Below are 14,503 nucleotides of genomic sequence, written 5' to 3' on the forward strand. Positions count from 1 at the left end.
GTAGAACCTATGCCAAAAAGGCTCAAACCGTATCATACCACATTCACAACTGAAGTGTGTGTAATGAAAACATAAGTTCGTGAAAAATTAAGAAATGGAGAGGGTATACCGTGAATCACCAGATACAACAATATTCTTCAATTCTGGAAATGATTAAAAAGCAATTAAAAATGTTTAATATGGATAATCTCACGCGGACAAGTTATTATGAACGTTTTTACCACAGACACCCTGAAATTAGGTGGGCGCTCCTTGCAGGTCTTGTATCCCGAAATGCAGGATGGAATATGACGGATTTAGCAAATGAATGGTTTCGTACACTTTTACCCGTTGAAGATCGAAACCGATTGTTTGCGATTTATGAAGCAAGCAATTGGACCATTTTCCAAGATGCTTGTCCACAGCTAATGATCTACGAACAATCAAAATACTTGGGTAGACCACTTTTTTTCTTACTTAAAGAATTTGGAGTGTCGAGCTTTATCATTAATGAATGGCATATGTTTTGGGAAAAGCACAGTGAAGAGAGATTGTGTACAGCATTAATTATTAACGAGCAGTTTGTTCTTGAAGAAGCTGTATTGCAAAAGCCTTTGTTCAAAGACATTGTGTCCAGAAAAATCTTCTTTCATTTGGAACAGCATACTCATCTTAGTTATGTGTTACTACCTAGTGTAGAAGGATGTCTTTATACATTATACGTGCGTCCTTTCCAGAGGGTTTCAAATCGAATCAAATTAGGGAAGCAATTAGCCTTTCTATTATTTCATCCAGATACGTATCCTTCAATCTGTTCCTTTATGAACCATCATCCTCATACAGGCTCAAGGCATGATTATGATCAACGTATGAGCTGGTCTCCTCGAGTAGAAAGCTATCCATTACGTTTTGTTTATCCGGTGATTGAGCATCAATCCGTTCAAAGAGGCGACTGGTCCTATAAGCATACAAAGATTGCTCATTATTTTACCCCTGTGAAGCCTTGGAAGCCTGTATCCCGAGACGAATGGGTTCAAAGAAAGTGGATGATGATCTATCTAGCAAAAACAGTAAAAAAGTGGATAAGATAAGAATAAGAAACAAGCCACATTCCTTTTATGAAGTGGCTTGTTTTTGTTTCACTCAGCGGGTTTATTTGGTCCGCCAAGCTTTTTGTCTGTGATGGAAGCACGATTCGCCGTATTCTTCTCTTGCTTCTCCGTTTGTCTGGTCGTGCTTTGCTTTGATTTCATCATACATCTCTCCTTTCACTAACATATCGTTAGTATGGCAAGCGACATGTAAAACATGTAGAAAAAGTCGAATGAAACACGAGAGCTACTATGTTTGCCGAATGAAAACTAGTTTTGTCAGTCAAGAAGGTTTGAGTAAGTGAGAAGTAGAATGGGTAGTCAAGTGCCGATGGATCGGTTAGTTCGTGAATTTAAAAGGAGGAAGGCAGATGGACGGATACATCAAAACAAAGGATATTTCAGAGAGATTAGGTGTGAACCCTACAACTGTTCAACGATGGACAAAGTTTTTTAACATTCCATGTGAACAGAATGAACTCGGGCACTACTTTTATACTGAAGAACAAATCGTAATGCTTGGACAAATTAATCAGGAATTAAAAGCAGGGAAAAAAATGAAAGACATTCAGATTGATGTTAGACAAGTAAAAAATGACTCGGAGCTTCAGCGCTTGGTCAAACCGGCCGTTCCATCTGCTGAATACGAAAGAAAATTGCAGGAAATGATGACACATATTCAAGAAATCGAGCAAAAACTAACACAAAAAGCAGATGAAGTGGTTAGTTATCAATTATTAAAGCATCGTTCAGAATTAGATGACATGTCTGCCATGCTGAAACGACTTGAAAACCGATTGATTCGTATGGAAGCGAAACAGTCGAACGAGGAAGAAGAACTTCCAATGGCTTCAGGGGGGACAAGCAGAAAGGGATGGAAAACGTTGCTTCATTTCTTTTCCTTTTAGAAAACAAATTCCTTTGCTACACTTGTAGCTGGAGGGATGATATTGGACACGCATACATTAGATCACTTAATGAAACTTAACAAGCGTTTGCTTGAAATGAACCAATTTGCAGAAGCCACCTACCTTAATGAAGTGCGAACAGAGTCTTACTCGGTTGACTTTTTTGGTATGGTTAAACCATTTGCCGATGAGGTGAAAGAAAAAACAGAGCAGTGGTTACCTCTTGCTATCCAAAGGGTTCGGGAAAAACAGCCAAAAGATCTTCATGAAAATCAGCTTACGCAAACGGTTGATAACTTTGAAGTGGTAGCTATTAAGTCGTTTTATCCGGAAACCAGCCGCAAAAAACAAATAGAGACATTTAAAGCAGTAGAATACGTGCTTAAGCAAGTCGACGAGTTATTATAAAAAAAAACACGCACATTCCAGGTGATGGAGTGTACGTGTTTTTTCGGTTATTATCCATTATCTCGAACACAGTAAAACATCATAAGTGCAAGTGTAGCAAAAGAGAAAATTGCGAGTACAGTAACAAATGTGCCCATAGTCTCAGCTTCAGCAGCTGCTTCTGATGCAGCGTTAACCGCTTTCAATGGTACGAGTGTAAGTAGAATTGCCACACATGCCATCCAGATGGATTTCATTCGCACAGTTTATCCCTCCATTTCTTTGTCTCTTTTTAGTATATAAAAAGAATGATTAGGAAAGCAACGAGAATTCAACCAATATGAATAAGTTGTACAAACGATTAGACTTTACTTACCAAACCATGCTCAGTGTGTTAAAATAGTCATATTTAAATGAATCGCGTGAAAAATTAGACCAGTCACTGTCAGTAACTTTACGGGCAAGCGAAGAAAGGATTTATTACATGAGTTCCGTTCATCTAGAAGATATAATGATTGCGCATCAACGCATTAAAGATGTTGTGACGCATACACCTCTGCAGTTAGATCAGGTTTTATCAGAACGCTATAACTGTAATGTGTATCTTAAGCGAGAAGACTTACAAGTGGTGCGATCCTTTAAAATTAGAGGCGCTTTTTATCAGATTTCCAGCTTACCACATGACGAATTAAGCAAGGGTGTTGTTTGTGCAAGTGCTGGAAACCATGCGCAGGGTGTAGCTTATTCCTGCCAGGCTTTAAAGATTAAAGGGACCATCTTTATGCCAACGACTACACCTAGACAAAAAGTCGATCAAGTAAACTTTTTTGGCAAGGAATATGTTGAAGTTGTCCTAGTAGGAGATACATTTGATGACTCTTACAATGAAGCGATGGTTTACTGTGATGAACAGGGGATGTCATTTATCCATCCATTTAACCAAGAGAAAATAATAGCAGGCCAAGGGACAGTTGGCATGGAAATTTTAAATGATACTGAATGTCCAATCGATTACATTTTCTCCTCAATTGGTGGTGGAGGACTGATCAGTGGCGTAAGTACATATATAAAAAGTGTAAGTCCAAGCACTCGTATGATTGGATGTGAACCACTTGGCGCGGCATCCATGAAAGAATCCTTAAAACAAGGACATGTTGTTGAGCTTGAGCACATCGATAAATTTGTAGATGGCGCCGCGGTAAAACGGGTTGGCGACTTGGCCTTTGACATTTGTAAAGAAACACTTGATGACATTATTTTGGTGCCCGAAGGAAAAATTTGTACTACGATACTTGAGCTTTACAATCAAAATGCGATTGTGGCGGAGCCTGCCGGTGCGATGCCGATTGCTGCACTTGATTTTTATCGTGAACAGATTAAGGGCAAAACCGTTGTTTGTATTGTGAGTGGCGGGAACAATGATATTGGCAGAATGGAAGAAATGCGAGAACGTTCACTTATATACGAAGGGCTACAGCACTACTTTATGATTCAATTCCCGCAAAGAGCGGGTGCTTTGCGCGAATTTATACAAGAAGTACTCGGGCCGGAGGATGATATTACTCGCTTTGAATACACAAAGAAGAATAACCGTTCAAATGGACCTGTATTAATTGGGATAGAACTGGCTTACAACAAGGATTATGGTCGTTTAATTGATCGTTTAAAAGAAAAGAATTTTGACTACCAAGAAATAAATAAAGACGAACATTTATTTCACCTATTAATTTAATCTGGTAGAGGAGAGCAGTGCGGTGACTGATGCCGTGCTGTTTTTTTTGTTAGTAAGAGCCTTCATTTGGGGTTAAACTTGACACATGCTATACTGATAGGAAACAGCAACAAAGGAGTTTGGTAGGATGCGTTTAGAAACGAAAAAGATAGTAGCAGTTGTAGATGAAGAATTTGAAGACTTGGAACTATGGTATCCCATTTTGCGTATGCAAGAAGAGGGAGCTACTGTTGATTTAGTTGGAGAAAAAGCAAATCATACGTATACAGGAAAATACGGTGTTCCAGCAACAACTAAGTTCTCGTACGACCAAGTGGAGGCAGCCGATTACGATGCTATACTTGTTCCAGGAGGATGGGCGCCAGATAAGCTAAGACGATTCCCTAAATTACTTCAGATCGTTCGCGAAATGGATCAGGATCAAAAAGCTATTGGTCAAATCTGTCATGCAGGTTGGGTTCTTATTTCTGCCGGTATATTAAAGAATAAAAAGGTAACAAGTACACCTGGTATTAAAGATGATATGGAAAATGCAGGTGCAACCTGGATAGACGAGGCTGTGGTTGTTGATGGCCATCTGATTTCAAGTCGTCGTCCACCAGATTTACCGGCTTATGGTAAAGCATTTGCCGATTATGTTGCACAAAATTAATGAATGAAAGTGGAGAATACGAATCATGGAGTTTCATTTTCTTGGCACCGGAGCAGGGGTTCCCTCACTTCAACGAAATGTTAGCAGTTTGGCGATTCGTTTTTTGCAGGAAAGAGGCGTTCAATGGTTAATTGATTGTGGAGAGGCGACACAGCATCAAATGATGAAGTCAGCGATCTCCCCCTCGAAAATTGATCGCGTTTTTATCACTCATTTACATGGAGATCATATATACGGCTTACCAGGTTTTCTTGGTACTAGATCTTTTCAAGGGGCGACAAGTCCTTTAACTGTTTATGGTCCTGCTGGTCTTGAATCATTTATCAAGGCGGCTTTAACGATTTCAGGTACGTATCTCAGGTATGATCTAGAAATTATTGAAATCTATGATGGTCAAACCATTGATGCAGGTTTTGCAACGGTTACTGTTTGTGAATTAAAGCATACGATTGAGAGCTTTGGTTATCGGATTGAGGAGAAAGACAAGGCAGGGGAATTGGACGCAGGGAAATTACAAGCGCTACACATTCCCCCAGGTCCGATCTATCAGAAAATTAAGCTTGGACAAACGGTCATTCTAGATGATGGTCGCACAATTAATGGCGCAGAATTTATTGGACCTACACGTAGAGGCAGGGTTGTTGTCATTGCAGGTGATACCCAACCAACAGATGGGATGGTAAAGTTTGCAGCCAATGCAGATGTGTTAATCCACGAAGCTACGTTTAGAAGTGGGTTAGAGGAGAATGCTCATGAATTTGGTCATTCAACAATACAAGATGCAGCGAAAGTGGCGACTGAAGCAAAAGTAAAGCAACTGATCCTAACGCATATTAGTTCTCGTTATTTAAATGAGGAAGATGCATTTACAGAAGAAGCGGTGGCAAGTTTTAAGCAAACATGGATTGCGACCGATTTGGCCATTTTTCACTTAGAAAGATTCCACAGGTGAGGATTGCAAGCTTGTAGGAGGAGTAAGAATGATTGAACGTAGTTTAGATGAAATGACTAGCCGCATAGAGAACAAGGAAGACGTTATTGTGTTCATTCATACTCCTTTATGCGGAACATGTAAGTACGTTTCAAATATGCTTCAAATTCTTGAAGAATCATATGGAACGCTTACGATTGACCAACTTAATATCAACCAATATCCAACATTTGCGCAAACATGGCAAATTAAAAGCGTTCCATGTTTGCTTGTTTTTCAAAAGGGACTTGGGGTTAAGAGGCAATATTCATTCCCATCCATTGCGGATGTCTATAAAATGCTTCAGCCTTATATTTCAACAACTAAACAGATTAAGATTAAAGGAGAGTGACAGCATGTCCATGCATTATGATGAATATATGAGACAAGTCGTTATACCAATGAGAAAAGAACTAACAGAGAATGGATTCAAGGAGCTTTTATCAGATGAGGATGTTGAATCATATATGGAGCAAGCTGAAGGAACGACACTTGTTGTCATTAACTCTGTTTGTGGTTGTGCGGCAGGACTAGCGCGTCCATCTGCTGTCACATCGCTTTTACACGATCACACACCTGATCACTTAGTTACAGTGTTTGCTGGTCAGGACCGAGAAGCGACTGCAAAAATGCGCTCGTATCTAACAGACGTTCCACCTTCTTCTCCGTCTATGGCTTTGCTAAAAGGAAAAGAACTTGTTCACTTCATTCCTAGAGAACAAATCGAAGGTCAGGAGCCTGAATCGATTATTCGTAATTTAGCACTTGCTTACAATGAGCATTGTCAAGAGGCTTAATCATGAAGCAAGCTCCAACCTTTTCACTTGAGCATGCGTTAACAAATGAAGAGTATTCACTATCTACTTACTTGGGAAAAGCCGTTATGCTGACGTTCTGGACAAGCTGGTGTCCGGATTCTAGAGTCGACCTTGCCCTTAAGCAAAGACTTTATCAAGCAATGGATCATTCTACACTTGAAATGCTTATGATAAATGTGACTCAGAGAGAACGAATTGAGAACGTAGGAGACTTTGTGAAAGAGCAGGGATACTCGTTCCCAGTTTTGCTTGATGATGGTCGGAAGGTGTATGATCAATTCGAATGCGCGGGAGTACCAACTACAGTATTTATTGATGCCAGCGGTCAAATTGTCGCTAGTTTAGGCGAACAAGCTACGTTCCAGGATGTAACAAATGCACTTGCTTCCTTGCTTGCATAGGGATGAATTTCGTAAAACGGAGAATGCATTTAAAACGGCAAATGATTCTATAACAGAATCATTTGCCGTTTTTATATTCTTATCCGGTTTCATATAAGGCCAATCTCTTTCTTACAACTCAGCCTTTTAGGTTTATCTAGCTAGCTAGATTATGGACGCACGCCGTAAAAGATAACCGTTCCAAGCTGTTTTAAGTTAGGGTACGCACTCTGGCGATACAGTTCAACTACATGCTCTCGGTTATAAGGAACTCGATTTAAGTGAAAACGGTGTCTGCCTTCCTCAACATCTACAACAAGGTAGGAGGCAAGTGGATGACCATCAAATGGTAGACCTACACTACCTGTGTTTACGACACTCTTCCCGTGTAATGAACGTACATATGGGATATGAGTGTGTCCATAGATATAAATATCCGCTTCGTCTTTTTGCATGATCTTATTTTCGATCGCTTCCGTGTCATCAACGTTAACAACATCATATAAACTAGTAGGCGTAGCATGAAATGCATGAATGATAGAATCCAGTTCATCCAAAACAAGCTCTGTAGGAAGATCCTTTAGATACGTAAGATCTTCTTCAGACAGTCGTTGTAACGTCCAATTCCGTTCTTCGTTTAAAAGTTCTTTGGCTTCTTCGGGGAAGTCACCATCACGGAATCCATCTGTTAACCATTCATCAGCATTGCCTTTAATGACTTCTGCATTGCTTAACCCCTGGATTAATTCAAGTACGCGTTTGGGCTCTGGACCTCTAAAGCAAAGATCACCCAGTATGTAAATTTTGTCAATTTCCTGTTGATTTAATTCATTTAAAACGGCCTCGAGTGCGGTCGCGTTTCCATGAATATCTGATAAAAAAGCAAGTCTCATCATATTACCTCCTTTTTTTTATAGTGTAACAGAGTTTCCAAAAAAAAGCGTGTACAAACCTGTCGCCTGAGGGGCTTCATTGTTCCATCACATAAAAATATGTTAAAATCAGGCTGTAAAGCGTGTAGAAGGAGGAAGCAATCATGAAAATTATTTCAATCGAACCAACACCTAGTCCAAATACAATGAAGCTTATTGTTAGTGAGCATTTAAAAGGTGGGTCAAAGAATACATACAACAAGTCGAATTACGAGGATGCGCCTGAGGTCATTAAAGCGATGTTTGAATTAGAGGGTGTGAAGTCTGTTTATCATGTTGCAGATTTCTTAGCCATTGATCGTCATCCAAAGGTAGATTGGAAAACAATTTTACCTAAAGTACGTGGTTTATTTGGAGAAGAGGGACAACCTGACTCAGAACAACAAGCTTCACTTGATGGGTTTGGCGAGGTAACCGTTCAGCTTCAATTATTTAAAGGGATTCCAATGCAAATAAAATTAACGGATGGAGAACAAGAAATAAGACAAGGCTTACCTGATCGGTTTGCACAGGCTATAGCTGCAGCTCAAAAACCTGAGGATAATGTCGTTATGGAACGAAAATGGCAGGATCATGGTGTTCGTTACGGTGAATTACAAACGATTGCGACAGACGTAGCAGATGAGGTGTCTGCGGCCTATACAGAAAAACGTCTTGAGGCACTTGTTAAACAAGCGACAACAACTAATGAATCTGAGTCAGCAGCATTTATAGACCGTTACAAGGTGACTCTTGAAATGCTGGATGCAGAAGACTGGCGTGAACGCTATGCTGCACTCGACCAAATGGACCCGAAGCCATCTGATCTGCCGGTTCTTGAAAAAGCGTTGCGAGATGAAAAAGCTTCAATACGCAGATTAGCAGTCGTTTACATTGGCATGCTAGAAGAGGAAGAAATCCTGCCTTATTTAGTTGAAGCATTAAACGATCCATCCATTACAGTGAGACGAACAGCAGGAGACTGTGTATCTGATTTGGGTGATCCGGCAGCTACTCCGGCAATGATTGAGTCTCTTAAAGATAAAAGTAAGCTTGTTCGTTGGAGAGCCGCGATGTTTTTATATGAAGAAGGGAATGAAACAGCCATTGTTGCTCTAAAAGAAGCAGAATCTGATCCCGAATTTGAGGTCGCCCTTCAAGCTAAAATGGCATTAGAGCGTATTGAAGGCGGAGAAGAAGCTAAAGGATCTGTATGGAAGCAAATGACGGAAGCGCGTAATCAATAGGAGGAATAGATATGTCTACAGAAGAGCAGCTATTAAAGGAATTTGAAGAAAAACAAATGAAAGATTTAATTGAAATGATGGAAGATGCTAAATCTGGTCATTTAAAAGAAGTTGAATTAGTAGAATCCATTGGACTGTTATATGATCAGGAATTAAATCAGTTGCTTCTTACTTGGTTAAAGGAACAAGGAGTTGAATTAATTTACGTAACAGATGATGAAGAGGAAGAAGAATAATGCGGGATGAACCCACACAGCGACTTTCAAAACAGTCTATCACCATATGGCGAATTCAACGTAGCTTGGAAGGGTTCATTTTCGTTCTTTTGCCAATCATTTATGGGGTGGTCCTGCAATATATGGATTGGCCAGTTTGGATACTAACTGTCCTTATTGTCGTATTAGTACTTTACTGTATTGCCTTTATCTTTATTTGGCCCCCTATTCAATGGAGACGATTTCGTTATCAAGTGCTTGAACAAGAAATAGACATTGTCCAAGGAGTGCTCATCGTCAGGCGTACACTCGTGCCAATGACCCGAATTCAGCATGTCGAAACAGAACAGGGACCGATATTAAGACGATACAAAATGGCTTCCGTTGAAATCCAAACCGCAGCTACAACGCATCGCATCCCGGTACTACCAATTGAAGAAGCCGATCAATTGCGTGATCAAATTGCGCGGTTAGCGGCGGTGGCAATTGATGAATAACTTAAAGAGACTTCATCCTTCTGCCATGCTTATTTCATTACTAGCTGCAGTTAAAAGCTCCATCTTACCGATCATCGGAACAGTTGTTATCGGGTTTGCAAATTCGAACCCATTCTTAAAATATGTCTGGATTGCTATTTTAGCATTTGCAGTAGTTAGCTCTCTTTTAAGTTGGATCACGTTCTATTACAAATTAGAAAACGGAGAACTTTATGTTCAAAAAGGGATTTTTGTAAAAAAGAAGCGTTATATCCAACGGCAACGCGTTCAAAGTATCGATGTGAAGGCAGGAGTTCTACAACGACTATTTGGAATGGTTGGTGTAGATATTGAAACGGCTGGGGGATCATCTGTAGCTGAGGCACACTTAAGTGCCATTACAAAAGAAGAAGCAGAAGCAATCCGCAAAGAATTGTTAGGAAAAGAGACTAGCCGCTCTAAGACGAACGATGAGCTTGAAGATTCTGACGTATTGGAAGAGGATGCGAGTGTAGATGAAGGTCCAACGCTTACTTGGAAGTTGGGGACAGAACGGCTTATTGCAGCAGCCTTGACATCCAGTGGGGTCGGGTTAATATTTTCAGCAGTTGGTGCCTTGTTTACCCAATTTTATCAATTCATTCCTGATGTATGGTTAGATCAATCATTTGGATTTGTGACAAGTGTAGGGCTTTCATCGATTTTAGCGATTACAGGTATTGTTTTTTTAGGGTTACTTGTTTCATGGGCAATATCCAGTGTGATTACGATTTTAAAGTACGGTGGGTTTCAAATCGAACACTATGGAACGGAGCTTGTTATCACAAGAGGATTGCTTGAGAGGCGTCAATTAACGTTACAAGTCAACCGGATTACAAGTGTTCGACTTGTTCGAAACCTCCTGCGTCAGCCGCTTGGATTTGTTTCTGTCTATGTTGAAAGCGCAGGTGGGGGATCAAAAGATGAACAGGCATCTACACTTCTGATCCCTTTGCTCAAAGTAACTGATCTTAAAGATGTTTTGGCCGATATTTTACCAGAGTATTCATTTGAACGAGAATATCATCCTCTTCCTATTCGCGCACTTTGGAAGTTGATGATTCAAGCGATCATCATACCGGTTGTAGTCACTGGAATCGTTTCATATTTTTTCTTTCCGTACGGATTGTTCGGACTTCTTTTATTAGGCGTAACCATACCATTTGCTTGGCTCGAATATAAGGCAGGTGGATCAGGTGCTCGTGCTAATTATATGTGGTTACGGTATCGAGAAATCAGTTTAATCGAAGTCATTGCACCTAGGTGGAAAGTGCAATCAGCTGAGAAGCGAGTGTCTGTGATACAAAAGCTTCAAGGGCTTTCTACATTTAAGATGACGGTCCAATCCAGTTTGTCGGGAAAATCCTTTCATTTAGGAAATATGACCGATAAACAAGCCAATCAGCTTCTTGCATGGTATTCGCAGTCAATGAAAAAGGATGAGCACTAGGCTCATCCTTTTTTGTGTAGTCATTTATTTAGAGAATGCATTAGAGTAAAACACAACGGAGCGTTTACCAGCGTCTGTAGTAAATTCAAAGCGATCATAGATTTCATCTTCTTTGTCTTTGAACAAAGTCCGTTCAAAATGGTGCTGAACAAGAACATATTGCTCAGGAGCAGTGAATGTTAGAAAACTAACCCCTTTAAATGAAGTGGTATCTTGGCTACCAAGTAATTGATGGAGAAGGGCATTGTGACAATGAACTAACTCATCCTCAGACATGTTGAATGAAGATAAACTATGTTTAAATGCTTGCAAAGCCGCTGGTTCTAGCTCGTGCTTCCAGATGTAAAATGGATTAAATTGTTGTTCATCCATATAAAAAATGTCGCCTTCTTTAGCTGTGAAACGCTGACCCTCATGACTCACAAAGATTCCGTTAGACTCATAGGTTCCTTTATACCAAGAGGAGTGGTGATTCCAAGTGAATTCAAACGTTGATCCTGATAGGGGCAAAATTTCCCCATGATCATTCACAAAATAAAAGGACGATTCGTTTGACTGAAGTGTGTATTTTGCTAATGATTCAGACGGAGCTTCTGCAGGCTTCTGACTTCGATCAGCCCGTTGCTTCATAGGTTTTAGTTTATTCATATATTGCTCAAGAGTAAGTAGCAATTGTTCTTTGCCGTTCAGATTCTGTTTAAGCTGTTGATACAATGAACGCAGTCCTGAAGCGATGGATTGCGAAAACGTTTCTTGTTCTAAACTTGAAGGAGCTAGCTCAATTTTAGAACCTGGTATAACGGTCACTTGAGACTCTTTGTATTTCATTTTATTAACATTAATTTGACCTTCACTAAACATGCTTTCTGGTAGTGACAAAACTGAATCAATTCGAACTTCGCCCCTCCAAGGTCGTTTCGGTTCGGTAATGACATCAAGTAATTCACCAATATATCTTCCATCTGACCCTTCGTCCACGATAACTGTTTTTCCTACTGCTTTGTGTGCCTGTATTCGATCCATGGCCACCCTCACCTTTTCAACACGTTAATACGTACGTTTTTTTCCGTTTCTAAGTATAATCTATTATGACAACTGCAGGCCAAATTCGCAAGGGAGAACAGAAAAAACACGATAAAGCCATAATGGATCAATCGTGTTTTTTCATTAATTTTTTGGCGTTCCATATCGTTTTGATTGAAGCCGAATTAAATGATTCATATGCTCAAGACGAACTTTCTCAAGAGACTGTGTATACGTAATTAAAGTCAATTCCATTTTAGACAGAGAAACAAACACATTTTCTTTTTGTTCTAGCTGGTGCTTTAGTGAAAGACTTAAATACATATTGAGTAATTTCGGAATGTCCTCGCGCAGCATTCTTCTTACAGTATGTCGTTCTTCAAAATCTAAGAAGTGAAAATCATCTTGAAGCTTTTGGGTATGCTGGATAATTCGAATTAACCGATTTTCAATCAGACCATCAATGGAAAATTGTTTAACTGTCTCAACATACCGTTTTCCTTCTTCAACAAGTAATCGGATATCATCTGTATAGGATGCGCTTAATTGTTTTTCTTGATTAGATAGCAATTCAAGAGATGTTTTCACTTGTTTGCCACCGTGGACATAAGCATGATCCAATCGGAATAATTGATAAAAGACACCTCTAAATTGAGGGGAATCTTTTAAACTACGAACATGGGACCTACCGTCTTTCAAAAAATAAATTTTGGCTTCTTTTATGGCTGCCACACCATTTTCTGCTTTAATATACTTCCTGTGAACGGTGATCGTTACCCGCTTATGAACAGGTGAGCTTGAATACTTTGAGTCATTAATCTGTAGCTTAATGAACTTATATTGGATACGAAGCTTGATCGTCCATTCTTTCTGTTTGCGACGTAAGTTTCGTTTTTGATTTCGGCCATCTGCTTTATCAACCAATTTTGAAAGAAAACGTTCCGTATCGGCAATGACTCGAGATGTCGTATCATCACTTAGCAGGTGAGCGTCTATTGTTTTTTTGTGCGAGGGCGTGAAAAAACGCATAAACGCAGAGTCTTGAATCGATTTAAGCACGGTTATTCCTCCTTAAGCCATGGCTAAGTGCGATAGTGTCATTACTTGCCAATCAGTTTTGTTTTCATTTCTGTATTAAGTTCTTCCATTTCCTCAATAAACTGCTTTCCGGATGTGACGATTCGTTCATTTGATTGCTCTGTTAGTTCAATGGCATCAAACACATCTTGATAGGCTTTACGAAAGGCTTCCAGGGCTATAGCTGGTTCTTCAAGTGTTTTAAGCGTTTGTTCAGTATTTTGCTTTAATAAAGCAGCATTGGATAAAAGCATGGATTCCGTTGCTTCATTTACATTTCGAACGGCCTTAATTACTTTTTGCTGATTGTTTAATGCTAGCTGAATGGAAGCTGTCACGGTAATAATATTTTTTGTCATCGTGATTGCATTAAAGATGGCTTCTTCTAGCTTTTCGTTGTTTTCAATAATTAAATCAACGGATGCGAGCGATTGTTGAAGGACCATGACAGCCTGAGACATGTTCTTGACTCGCGTAGTGATTTTCACCTGGCCTTTTTTAAGTTCATTTGGATTGTCCTTCCACTCTTCAGAAACCATTTCTCCTTCTAAGAGTTCATGTAGTTCTTTACCATGCTGAATTTGAATGTTAAGTTTCTCAATTCGCTCTTTGGCAATTCCCTTTAATTGAACAAGCATGACATTATCTTCTTCAAGCTTATCTTTTCCAGTCAGAAGTCCCTCAATAATATGATCAACCTGGGATTCAACGGTTTGATACTTTTTTGCATACTGCTCAACTGGATTTCTTCTTAGTACTTTATCCATCCATTTTTTTAATTGCCCATCTTTTAAATGATCAGGCTCAAGCATTGAGACCATTTCTCTAAGCTCATGTAGTTGATTTGGGAGAGCATTTGAATGATCTCCCATCATTTCACGAACAGGTCGCTTTAAAGCTTCTAATGATTCTCCTGCTTCACGTTGTTCCTCTTCACCTAATGATTGTAAGGATTGAAGTAAGCTATCAAGATCTTCATCTTGTTTATATTTTTTTATAACTTCGCTTGGAACGGAGTTAGACCCGTTGTCACTCATTTATAAATCCCCCTAATTTAAGATACAGTTCTAATGGTTTATTAGTGATACGAATGGAAACGCAAAATGTTTCAAATACCGCCATCTCTTTGCTTTTATTATGAAGCAATC

General features: G+C 39.6%; 19 protein-coding genes. 13 read left to right on the top strand and 6 right to left on the bottom strand.

The window, feature by feature from the left end; genetic code table 11:
- Positions 1-110 precede the first annotated feature (110 nt).
- A complete protein-coding gene (locus tag ACQKKO_RS02290) occupies positions 111-1,070 on the top strand; it encodes a DUF2515 family protein (protein WP_498643931.1) in 960 nt (319 codons plus the stop codon).
- 48 nt (positions 1,071-1,118) lie between these two features.
- On the opposite strand, the gene ACQKKO_RS02295 is transcribed toward ACQKKO_RS02290, so the two are convergent.
- Positions 1,119-1,232: a hypothetical protein gene (locus ACQKKO_RS02295; protein ID WP_498643933.1), complete on the bottom strand. Its 114-nt coding sequence runs from the start codon at positions 1,230-1,232 to the stop codon at positions 1,119-1,121.
- A 209-nt stretch (positions 1,233-1,441) separates the two neighbouring features.
- Between ACQKKO_RS02295 and racA the strand changes: the two genes are divergently transcribed.
- Both racA and ACQKKO_RS02305 read left to right on the top strand, forming a co-directional pair.
- Positions 1,442-1,978 carry a chromosome-anchoring protein RacA gene (gene racA, locus ACQKKO_RS02300; protein WP_498643934.1) on the top strand — a complete coding sequence of 179 codons (537 nt, stop codon included), beginning with the start codon at positions 1,442-1,444 and terminating at the stop codon, positions 1,976-1,978.
- Positions 1,979-2,014: 36 nt separating this feature from the next.
- Entirely contained in the window at positions 2,015-2,386 is a 372-nt protein-coding gene (locus ACQKKO_RS02305; RefSeq protein ID WP_498643936.1) for a YppE family protein, read from the top strand.
- 50 nt (positions 2,387-2,436) lie between these two features.
- Here ACQKKO_RS02305 and ACQKKO_RS02310 read toward each other — a convergent pair whose 3' ends face one another.
- Positions 2,437-2,628 (bottom strand): hypothetical protein, encoded by a 192-nt coding sequence (locus tag ACQKKO_RS02310; RefSeq protein WP_498643938.1) that lies wholly within the window; start codon positions 2,626-2,628, stop codon positions 2,437-2,439.
- 221 nt (positions 2,629-2,849) lie between these two features.
- On the opposite strand from ACQKKO_RS02310, the gene ilvA reads away from it, so the two are divergent.
- From ilvA to ACQKKO_RS02340, 6 genes are all read left to right on the top strand, one after another.
- Positions 2,850-4,097, top strand: coding sequence for a threonine ammonia-lyase IlvA (gene ilvA / locus ACQKKO_RS02315; RefSeq protein ID WP_498643940.1), 1,248 nt, complete (start codon positions 2,850-2,852; stop codon positions 4,095-4,097).
- 127 nt (positions 4,098-4,224) lie between these two features.
- Positions 4,225-4,749, top strand: a complete 525-nt coding sequence (locus tag ACQKKO_RS02320; protein WP_498643942.1) for a type 1 glutamine amidotransferase domain-containing protein — start codon at positions 4,225-4,227, stop codon at positions 4,747-4,749.
- A 25-nt stretch (positions 4,750-4,774) separates the two neighbouring features.
- The gene (gene rnz, locus ACQKKO_RS02325; RefSeq protein ID WP_498643944.1) at positions 4,775-5,701 is read left to right on the top strand and encodes a ribonuclease Z; all 927 of its coding nucleotides are present in this window, start codon (positions 4,775-4,777) and stop codon (positions 5,699-5,701) included.
- A 28-nt stretch (positions 5,702-5,729) separates the two neighbouring features.
- On the top strand, positions 5,730-6,071 hold the full coding sequence (locus ACQKKO_RS02330; protein WP_498643946.1) for a thioredoxin family protein: 342 nt from the start codon (positions 5,730-5,732) through the stop codon (positions 6,069-6,071).
- A gap of 4 nt (positions 6,072-6,075) precedes the next feature.
- On the top strand, positions 6,076-6,516 hold the full coding sequence (locus ACQKKO_RS02335) for a BrxA/BrxB family bacilliredoxin (protein ID WP_498643948.1): 441 nt from the start codon (positions 6,076-6,078) through the stop codon (positions 6,514-6,516).
- Between the two features lie 2 nt (positions 6,517-6,518).
- Positions 6,519-6,938, top strand: coding sequence for a TlpA family protein disulfide reductase (locus ACQKKO_RS02340; RefSeq protein WP_498643950.1), 420 nt, complete (start codon positions 6,519-6,521; stop codon positions 6,936-6,938).
- A 149-nt stretch (positions 6,939-7,087) separates the two neighbouring features.
- On the opposite strand, the gene ACQKKO_RS02345 is transcribed toward ACQKKO_RS02340, so the two are convergent.
- Positions 7,088-7,810 (bottom strand): metallophosphoesterase family protein, encoded by a 723-nt coding sequence (locus ACQKKO_RS02345; RefSeq protein ID WP_498643952.1) that lies wholly within the window; start codon positions 7,808-7,810, stop codon positions 7,088-7,090.
- A 143-nt stretch (positions 7,811-7,953) separates the two neighbouring features.
- On the opposite strand from ACQKKO_RS02345, the gene ACQKKO_RS02350 reads away from it, so the two are divergent.
- Genes ACQKKO_RS02350 through ACQKKO_RS02365 form a run of 4 tightly spaced genes read left to right on the top strand, consistent with a single transcriptional unit; the run spans position 7,954 to position 11,255 of the window.
- Entirely contained in the window at positions 7,954-9,075 is a 1,122-nt protein-coding gene (locus ACQKKO_RS02350; protein WP_498643954.1) for a conserved virulence factor C family protein, read from the top strand.
- Positions 9,076-9,086: 11 nt separating this feature from the next.
- A complete protein-coding gene (locus tag ACQKKO_RS02355; RefSeq protein WP_498643956.1) occupies positions 9,087-9,311 on the top strand; it encodes a hypothetical protein in 225 nt (74 codons plus the stop codon).
- The gene (locus tag ACQKKO_RS02360; RefSeq protein ID WP_498643957.1) at positions 9,311-9,787 is read left to right on the top strand and encodes a PH domain-containing protein; all 477 of its coding nucleotides are present in this window, start codon (positions 9,311-9,313) and stop codon (positions 9,785-9,787) included. Before ACQKKO_RS02355 ends, ACQKKO_RS02360 begins: the two co-directional genes overlap by 1 nt.
- Positions 9,780-11,255, top strand: a complete 1,476-nt coding sequence (locus tag ACQKKO_RS02365; RefSeq protein WP_498643958.1) for a PH domain-containing protein — start codon at positions 9,780-9,782, stop codon at positions 11,253-11,255. Before ACQKKO_RS02360 ends, ACQKKO_RS02365 begins: the two co-directional genes overlap by 8 nt.
- A gap of 24 nt (positions 11,256-11,279) precedes the next feature.
- Here the strand turns inward: ACQKKO_RS02365 and ACQKKO_RS02370 are convergent, their stop codons facing one another.
- From ACQKKO_RS02370 to ACQKKO_RS02380, 3 genes are all read right to left on the bottom strand, one after another.
- Positions 11,280-12,278 carry a DUF2777 family protein gene (locus tag ACQKKO_RS02370; RefSeq protein WP_498643959.1) on the bottom strand — a complete coding sequence of 333 codons (999 nt, stop codon included), beginning with the start codon at positions 12,276-12,278 and terminating at the stop codon, positions 11,280-11,282.
- A 144-nt stretch (positions 12,279-12,422) separates the two neighbouring features.
- Positions 12,423-13,337: a hypothetical protein gene (locus tag ACQKKO_RS02375; RefSeq protein ID WP_498643960.1), complete on the bottom strand. Its 915-nt coding sequence runs from the start codon at positions 13,335-13,337 to the stop codon at positions 12,423-12,425.
- Positions 13,338-13,378: 41 nt separating this feature from the next.
- Entirely contained in the window at positions 13,379-14,392 is a 1,014-nt protein-coding gene (locus tag ACQKKO_RS02380) for a toxic anion resistance protein (protein ID WP_498643961.1), read from the bottom strand.
- Positions 14,393-14,503 lie beyond the last annotated feature (111 nt).

The sequence above is a fragment of the Alkalihalobacillus sp. NPDC127517 genome (genome assembly GCF_050276055.1).
Lineage (GTDB): Bacteria > Bacillota > Bacilli > Bacillales > Bacillaceae_D > Alkalicoccobacillus.